This window comes from Mesorhizobium sp. M7A.F.Ca.CA.004.12.1.1 (assembly GCF_003997835.1).
Taxonomy (GTDB): Bacteria; Pseudomonadota; Alphaproteobacteria; order Rhizobiales; family Rhizobiaceae; genus Mesorhizobium.
The window spans coordinates 1-1,946 of record NZ_RZRK01000994.1 but is presented as its reverse complement, the minus strand read 5'-3'; the positions used below and the strand labels follow the sequence as shown (position 1 = coordinate 1,946).

Annotated in this window: 4 protein-coding genes; all 4 read left to right on the top strand. The window is 63.4% G+C overall.

Annotated elements, in window-relative coordinates:
• Window positions 1-825, top strand: an 825-nt coding sequence (locus tag EN984_RS32735; protein WP_245480168.1) for an SDR family oxidoreductase, incomplete at its 5' end; no start/stop codon positions are given.
• A 25-nt stretch (window positions 826-850) separates the two neighbouring features.
• The gene (locus EN984_RS32730; RefSeq protein WP_013529428.1) at window positions 851-1,042 is read left to right on the top strand and encodes a twin transmembrane helix small protein; all 192 of its coding nucleotides are present in this window, start codon (window positions 851-853) and stop codon (window positions 1,040-1,042) included.
• Window positions 1,043-1,064: 22 nt separating this feature from the next.
• Window positions 1,065-1,646 carry a cob(I)yrinic acid a,c-diamide adenosyltransferase gene (locus tag EN984_RS32725; protein ID WP_127270629.1) on the top strand — a complete coding sequence of 194 codons (582 nt, stop codon included), beginning with the start codon at window positions 1,065-1,067 and terminating at the stop codon, window positions 1,644-1,646.
• Between the two features lie 28 nt (window positions 1,647-1,674).
• Window positions 1,675-1,946, top strand: a 272-nt coding sequence (locus EN984_RS32720; RefSeq protein WP_245480167.1) for a rhomboid family intramembrane serine protease, incomplete at its 3' end; no start/stop codon positions are given.

The following is a 1,946-nucleotide window of genomic DNA, read 5'->3' as shown; positions in this document are numbered from 1 at the left end:
TTGCGCTCGATTATCATCACCGGTGCGTCTTCGGGAATAGGCGCGTACTGCGCCCGCGCGTTGAAGGCAGAAGGCTGGCGGGTGTTCGCAACGGCGCGCAAGCCGCAGGACATCGCCGCGCTCGAAGCCGATGGCATCGAGGCCTTCTATCTCGATTATTGCGAGCCGGACTCCATCGCCTCGCTGGTGGCGGCGGTGCTCGACCGCACCGGCGGCCGGCTCGACGCCCTTTTCAACAACGGCGCCTATGCGCAGCCGGGCGCCGTCGAGGATCTGCCCGTTGCGGCGCTCAAGCAGCAGTTCGAGGCGAATTTCTTCGGCTGGCATGATTTGACCCGCCGGCTGGTGCCGGTGATGCGCCGCCAGGGTGACGGCCGCATCGTCCACTGTTCGTCGATCCTTGGCCTCGTGCCGGTGCGCTTTCGCGGCGCCTATTCCGCGTCGAAGCATGCACTGGAGGCCTTGATGCTCTGCCAGCGCCAGGAACTGGCCGGCAGCGGCGTCCACGTTTCGCTGATCGAGCCGGGGCCGGTGAAGTCGAAGATCGCCAGCAATGGCCTCATTTGGTTTCTCAGCAACATCGACCACGAGAATTCCGTGCACCGCGTGGACTATGCGGCGCAACTCGAGCGGCTGCGGACCGGCGGCAGCCAATCGGCCTTGAAGCCAGGGCCGGAAGTCGTTCATGCGGCGCTGCGCCATGCACTTCTGTCGCGGCGCCCACGCCCGCACTATGTGGTAACAGTGCCGGCCAGGATCGGTGCGGTGCTCAAACGCATCCTGCCTGCATCGATGCTTTACCGCCTGATGGCCAAACGCGCCTGAACGCCAAAACAACTGGAACGAAACAATGGCAACCGTCTTCAACATTCTCGCCATTCTGGTCATGGTCGCCGTTGCGGTCGTGCTTGTTCGTGGCCTCATCAATATGATGCGCGGCGGCTCCGGCGTCACATCGAACAAGCTGATGCAGGCGCGCGTCATGCTGCAGGCCGTGGCGCTGGTGCTGATCCTGCTTGCGGTGTATTTCACCCGCAAGTGAGGGATGTCGGCGGGGAGGCGAAATGGTCAAGCTCAACAAGATCTACACCCGCACCGGCGATGATGGCACCACGGGTCTCGGCACCGGCGAGAGGCGGCTGAAATCCGACCTGCGGGTAGACGCCTACGGCACGGTCGACGAAGCCAATGCCTGCATCGGCATCGCCCGGGTCCACACGGCCGCGATCCATCCCGCGATCGACGCCATGCTTTCCCGCATCCAGAACGATCTGTTCGACCTCGGCGCCGATCTCGCCGTGCCCGACGACGGCAAGCCGCTCGGCTATGAGCCGCTTCGGATCGTCGCCGTGCAGACCGACCGGGTCGAAAAGGACATCGACCTTCTCAACAAGGAGCTTCAGCCGCTCAAATCCTTCGTGCTCAATGGCGGCACGCCGGCAGCGGCGGCACTTCACCTTGCCCGCACCGTGGCGCGGCGGGCCGAAAGGCTGATCGTGGCCCTTGCCCAGGATCCGGACGAGCACGTCAACCGCGACGGTCTGAAATACATCAACCGGGTCTCGGATTTCCTGTTTGTCGCCGCCCGGGCGGTCAATGACAACGGAAACGCCGACGTGCTATGGGTTCCCGGCAAGAACCGCTGATTGTCGAAAGCGGAAGAGGGCCTGGGGCATGTTCATCCCGCTTTACGACACCAACAGGCTGCGGCACATCAGGCTGCAATATGTGACCATCGGGCTGATCGTGGTCAATGCCCTGGTCTACCTTGCCACCGCGCTCGGCGGCGAGAGTTTCTCCAATGCCGCCGTGCTTGGTCTCGGCTTCATCCCGTCGGTCGTCCATGACACCGCCGAGCTCGATCCCCGTTTCATCGTCATCCCCGAAAGCCTGAGCTACCTCACCTATTCCTTCCTGCATGCAGACATCTTCCATCTCGGCGGCAA

Bases quoted from the DNA above. Each gene is read 5' to 3' on its own strand.
- EN984_RS32725 (WP_127270629.1), top strand. From the start codon at position 1,065: ATGGTCAAGCTCAACAAGATCTACACCCGCACCGGCGATGATGGCACC.
- EN984_RS32730 (WP_013529428.1), top strand. From the start codon at position 851: ATGGCAACCGTCTTCAACATTCTCGCCATTCTGGTCATGGTCGCCGTT.